The organism is Pseudonocardia sp., from assembly GCF_025965585.1.
Lineage (GTDB): Bacteria > Actinomycetota > Actinomycetes > Mycobacteriales > Pseudonocardiaceae > Pseudonocardia.
Map to the genome: position 1 here is coordinate 1 of NZ_JAOPWR010000169.1, position 5,495 is coordinate 5,495.

Genomic DNA, 5,495 nt, shown 5'->3' on the forward strand with positions numbered 1-5,495 from the left:
ACCCACCTGCGCACCCGGGCGCGGTTCGTGTTCCCCGACGGCGGGTTCGCCGGCCTGCTCCTGGACTGGGCCACACAGGTTCTGCGCACCACGGTCCAGGTCGTGCGCAAGCCCGCGGACCAGCGCGGATTCGCTGTCATCCCGCGCCGGTGGGCGGTCGAACGCACGCTGGCGTGGCTCACTGCGCACCGCCGCCTGGCCCGCGACTACGAACGTGATCCCGCCCTGTCCGAGGCCATGATCCGCTGGGCCGCGATCAACACCATGACCCGACGACTCGCCCACGGCGCCCTGGCAACCCGTCAACAACGGCGTACGTTCCAGCCCGTCAGATGATCTTCTCAAACACGCTCTGAGGTCCTGCCAGGCGGTGAGGTCGCTGAGGTAGAGACCGCAGGCGAGGTCGAGGGCGTCCTGGCAGGTCCCAAAGGGCAACCCGCTCGGGAAGATCGAATCTTGGTAGTCGTCGTGGCTGGCCCGGTAGATCGCGACCTGCCAGTCGTGGGCGGAGCCGACGTAGCGCAACCGGCACAGCGGTTGTGTGGTGGTCTCGGTGGTGGCCTGGACGTAGGTGAACGATCCGCGGTGACGGACGTGCAACTCGACGATCTGGGGCCACCGCTCGCGGACGCGGGCCAGTAGCCGCTGGTGCACCGAGGTCTTGGTCGACTCGGGGAACTTGACCGCCATGGCGGCCATCCTGACAGCCGGCGGTCGGGATGGTGGGCTCACGCTGCGGGCCGTGCACAGCGCAGGCCCGGTGATCGCGGCGTGTCGCATCAGCGGCGGTCCTCGGGCTGGGAAACAACCTGACGATGCCGGTCAGCAGTCCGTTCGTCATCGTGCTCACCGCCGCGGAGGAGGCGGTGTTGACCGCTCGGGCGCGCAGCGGGCGCACCGAGCACCGCGACCGGGTCCGGGCCCGGATCGTGCTCGGCGCCGCGGCCGGCGCGTCCAACACCGCGATCGCCGCCGAGTTGGGGCTGTGTGTCGACACCGCGCGACGATGGCGCCGACGGTTCACCGAGCAGCGACTGGCCGGGCTGGTCGATCGGGCCCGGACCGGGCGCCCGCGCTCGTTCACCGCGGTGCAGCTCGCCGCGCTCACCGCGCTGGCCTGCACCCTGCCCGCCGAGACCGGGATCCCGCTCTCGCGGTGGAGCAGCACCGAACTGGCCCTCGAGGCCGTCACCCGCGGGGTCGTCGAGGCGATCTCGCCCTCGACGGTGCGCCGCACCCTGGCCGGTGCGGTGCTCAAACCCTGGCAACACCGCTCCTGGATCTTCCCCCGCGACTCCGCGTTCGAGACCAAAGCGGCCCGTGTCCTGGATCTCTACGCCCGCACCTGGGGCGGTGTCGAGCTCGGCCCGGACGACTACGTGCTCAGCGCCGATGAGAAGTCCCAGCTCCAAGCCCTGCGCCGCCGCCATCCCGGCCGCCCACCCGGGCCGGGGCATCCCCGCCGGGTCGAGTTCGAGTACCGCCGCGGCGGGACCCTGGCCTACTTCGCCGCCTACGACGTCCACCACGCCCGCGTGATCGGAACCATCGCCCCGAAGACCGGGATCGAACCGTTCACCGAACTCGTCGAGAAGGTCATGAGCTGCGAGCCCTACGCCTCGGCACGCCGGGCGTTCTGGGTCGTGGACAACGGCTCCAGCCACGCCGGGCAGGCCTCCATCGACCGGATGAACACGGCCTGGCCGACCGCGACACTGGTCCACCTGCCGATCCACGCCTCCTGGCTCAACCAGGTCGAGATCTACTTCTCGGTCCTGCAACGCAAGGCCATCAGCCCGGTCGACTTCCCCGACCTCGACACTCTCGCCGAGCGCATCCTGGCCTTCCAGGACCGCTACAACCAAGCCGCGATCCCGTTCGACTGGACCTTCACCCGAACCGACCTCCACGCCCTGCTCGACCGGATCGGCCCGACCGAGCAGACCACCACGTTCCCGACCGCCGCATGACCCCCGACGAACTAACGAACTCGACCACTAGCGTCGCGGAAACGAGGTTCGTTGACCTGGGCGGCGGCGGTCGACAACCGTAACGTCCGCCGCGGCTCTCGCTACGATCCGGATGTGCACACCGCTCGGGTCGAGCCGTTCAACAACGGTGTCGCGGTCAACGTCGCCGACGGGCCGGTCACCGCGGCGACGGACCTTCTGCGGTGGACCAGCCTCGAGCAGTTCGTCATCAACCTGCTCATCATCGGGCTGGTGGCTCTCATCGTCGCCGTGGCGCTCGTCCCCGTCGAGGCCTCCGAACACCGGTTCGGCCGACCCGGCTGAGCAGCCGACGCCGTACCCGTTCCGGGTGACGGACCGGCAGACACTCCGCTCGCCGCGACCCGACAGCCGGGAACCCGCGGCATGACCTCAGAACTCCCTGCCCGGACATCGAGGACCAGTTCCAACGCCGGTAGCCACGGGCGAGCACCTCGCGTCATCGGCGCTTCTTGTCGCTCGACGTCGTCCTGCGAGGTCGACCCGGGGCTCGACTATGGCTCTGGCGGGTCGAGGTGCGCCCGCCCTCGGTAGCCCAGGATCGGTCGATGCGGCCACCGGCAGCAGCTGCGGCCTGACCCGCGCGGCGAATGCAGTTCCGGTGGCCCGTGCAACAGGTCCGCAGATCGAGCAGCTCGGGCTCGTCAGCGCACCCACGGTCCGGCTCGCCGACGCGGATCGGATCGCGGAAACGGACGTCTCAACCACCTTGAGGAGGAAGGGATGCCGGATCGAGTCTTCCGCGACCGCCGGGATGCCGGCCGCATCCTGGCCGGGTTGCTCGACCACTACAGAGATCAGCCGAATGTGGTGGTGCTGGGATTGCCGCGGGGTGGCGTGCCGGTGGCCTTCGAGGTCGCCCGCGCTCTGGACGCGCCGCTGGATGTCTTCGTGGTCCGCAAGCTCGGGGCGCCCGGCCACGAGGAATTGGCCATGGGCGCGATCGCCAGCGGCGGGGTGGCCGTGCTCAACGACGATGTCGTACGCGGGCTGGGCATCACCCCTGAGGTGATCCAGCGGGTAGCCGAGCAGGAGGGGCGCGAACTACTCCGCCGGGAGCAGGCCTACCGGGACGGGCGGCCGATGCCCGAGCTCGCGGACAAGACGGTCATCCTCGTCGACGACGGCCTGGCGACGGGCTCGAGCATGCACGCGGCGGTCATCGCGCTGCGCGAGCACCAGCCGGGGCGGATCGTGGTCGCGGTGCCGGCGGCGCCGAAGTCGACCTGCCAGGAACTCGATGCGATCGTCGACGAGGTCATCTGCGCGACGACCCCGTCCCCGTTCATGGCTGTGGGGGCCTCGTACTGGGACTTCAGCCAGACCACCGATGAGGAGGTACGGGACCTGCTGCGCGCCGCGGCGACCTCGGCGCCGGCGCGTACCGCGGAGCGGGCCCTCACCGACACCGATGTGATCCGATCTGCCGGCATCCCGACCGAGGAGGGCGTGCCGTCCCACGATGCGTTGTTCGAGCTGGTCGGAGACGCCCATTTCGTGCTGATCGGAGAGGCATCGCACGGCACCGGCAACTTCTACGCCGCCCGCGCGCAGATGACCCGCTGGCTCATCGAGGAGAAGGGATTCACCGCCGTCGCGGTCGAGGCGGACTGGCCGGACGCCTACCGGGCAAACCGCTACGTCCGGGGCCACGACGCCGACGCCGACGCCGAGGAGACGCTGCGCGGCTTCCAGCGCTTCCCCACCTGGATGTGGCGCAACGCCCCCGTTCTGGACTTCGTCGGCTGGCTGCGGGAGCGCAACGATCGCATCCTCGACGATCGGCGCAAGGCCGGCTTCTACGGGCTCGACCTGTACAGCCTCAACCGCTCCATCGACGAGGTCATCACCTACCTCGACCGCGTGGACCCCGACGCGGCCCGGCGGGCCCGGGAGCGCTATGCCTGTTTCGACCATTACGGCACCGACGACGGCCAGACCTACGGGCTGGCCGCCGCGATGGGTGCCGGCGAGACCTGCGAACAGGAAGTGATCGACCAGCTCCTCGACCTCCAACGCCATGGGTTGGAGTACGCGCGGCGCGACGGGCTGCTCGCCGAGGACGAGCAGTTCTACGCCGAACAGAACGCGCTGGTCGTCCGCAACGCAGCCGAGTACTACCGATCGATGTTCAGCGGGCAGGTCCTGTCATGGAACCTGCGCGATCGGCACATGGTCGAGACCCTCGACGCCATCTGGGCCCACCTGACCACGCAGCTCGACGAACCCGCGAAGATCGTCGTCTGGGAGCACAATTCCCACCTCGGCGACGCCCGGGCGACCGAGATGGCGGCCCGGGGCGAGCTGAACGTGGGACAGCTCGTGCGCGAACTCCACACCGGCGACTGCCGCAATCTCGGCTTCACCACCTACACCGGGACCGTCACCGCCGCCGACGACTGGGGTGGGGAGGCGCAGCGCAAGTTGGTCCGCCCGGCATTGCCCGGCAGTGTCGAAGAGCTGTTCCACCAGGTCGGCCAGAAGGAGTTCATGCTCTCCTTCGCCACAGCCACGCGCGCGGCCGAACGGCTTCGCGCGGCCCGCCTGGAACGGGCGATCGGGGTCATCTACCGCCCCGACACGGAGCGGGCGAGCCACTACTTCCGGTCCCGGGTGGCCGACCAGTTCGACGCCGTGATCCACATCGACGACACCCGGGCCGTCGAGCCGCTCGAACGAACGGCCCTCTGGGAGACCGGCGAGGTCCCCGAGACCTACCCGTTCACGGTCTGACCGATCCGGAACGGCCACAGCAGCCCGTACAGCGAGAGCCGCAAGATCGCCTTCTGGGCCCCCGCTCCAGCCCAGGGAGGTCACCATGAGCGCCCCGAGCGCCACCCACCGGAATCTGGAGATTCCGGTCGCCGGCGTGCTGTTGGCAGCCGACCTCGGGGTGCCGCGGGAGTCCCCGCGCGGGGCGGTGCTGTTCGCCCACGGCAGCGGCAGCGGCCGGAACAGCCCACGCAATCGCTATGTCGCCGACGAGCTCAACCGCGCCGGCCTGGTCACCGTGCTGGCCGACCTGCTCACCCGGGAGGAGGAGCAGGTCGACCTGCGGACCGCGGAGTTGCGGTTCGACATCGACCTGCTCGCCGAGCGGGTGACGGCGTTGGCCGACTGGATGGCCGACAGCGAGCCCAGCGCCGATCTGGGTATCGGCCTGTTCGGGGCCAGCACCGGCGCGGCGGCCGCACTCATCGCCGCCGCGAACCGGCCGAGCATCGTGCAGGCCGTCGTCTCCCGCGGCGGGCGCCCCGACCTCGCCGACGCGCACCTGCACGAGGTGCACCAGCCCACCTTGCTGATCGTCGGAGAACGCGACTCGGTCGTCATCGAGCTCAACCGCCGGGCCATGCGGAAACTGGCCGGCGAGACCCGGCTAGTGATCATCCCGGGCGCGACGCACCTGTTCGAGGAACCGGGAACGTTGGAGCAGGTGGCCCGCCTGGCGCGGGACTGGTTCCTCCGCCACCTCCAGCCGATTCC

General features: G+C 70.1%; 4 protein-coding genes and 1 pseudogene. All 5 read left to right on the forward strand.

Annotation, left to right across the window (positions count from 1 at the left end):
- Positions 1-282: pseudogene (locus JWR81_RS10615) on the forward strand (transposase); the annotation flags it as partial.
- Positions 283-815: 533 nt separating this feature from the next.
- On the forward strand, positions 816-1,970 hold the full coding sequence (locus JWR81_RS10620; RefSeq protein ID WP_297650018.1) for an IS630 family transposase: 1,155 nt from the start codon (positions 816-818) through the stop codon (positions 1,968-1,970).
- A gap of 114 nt (positions 1,971-2,084) precedes the next feature.
- Complete coding sequence (locus tag JWR81_RS10625) at positions 2,085-2,294, forward strand: hypothetical protein (RefSeq protein ID WP_297650020.1); 210 nt, start codon at positions 2,085-2,087, stop codon at positions 2,292-2,294.
- Positions 2,295-2,732: 438 nt separating this feature from the next.
- Positions 2,733-4,742 (forward strand): erythromycin esterase family protein, encoded by a 2,010-nt coding sequence (locus JWR81_RS10630; protein ID WP_297650022.1) that lies wholly within the window; start codon positions 2,733-2,735, stop codon positions 4,740-4,742.
- A gap of 85 nt (positions 4,743-4,827) precedes the next feature.
- On the forward strand, positions 4,828-5,495 hold a 668-nt coding region (locus tag JWR81_RS10635; RefSeq protein WP_297650024.1), incomplete at its 3' end, for a dienelactone hydrolase family protein.

What these genes read in the sequence shown, in the direction of transcription:
- JWR81_RS10620 (WP_297650018.1), top strand. Translation starts at nt 816, where the DNA reads ATGCCGGTCAGCAGTCCGTTCGTCATCGTGCTCACCGCCGCGGAGGAG.
- JWR81_RS10630 (WP_297650022.1), top strand. Translation starts at nt 2,733, where the DNA reads ATGCCGGATCGAGTCTTCCGCGACCGCCGGGATGCCGGCCGCATCCTG.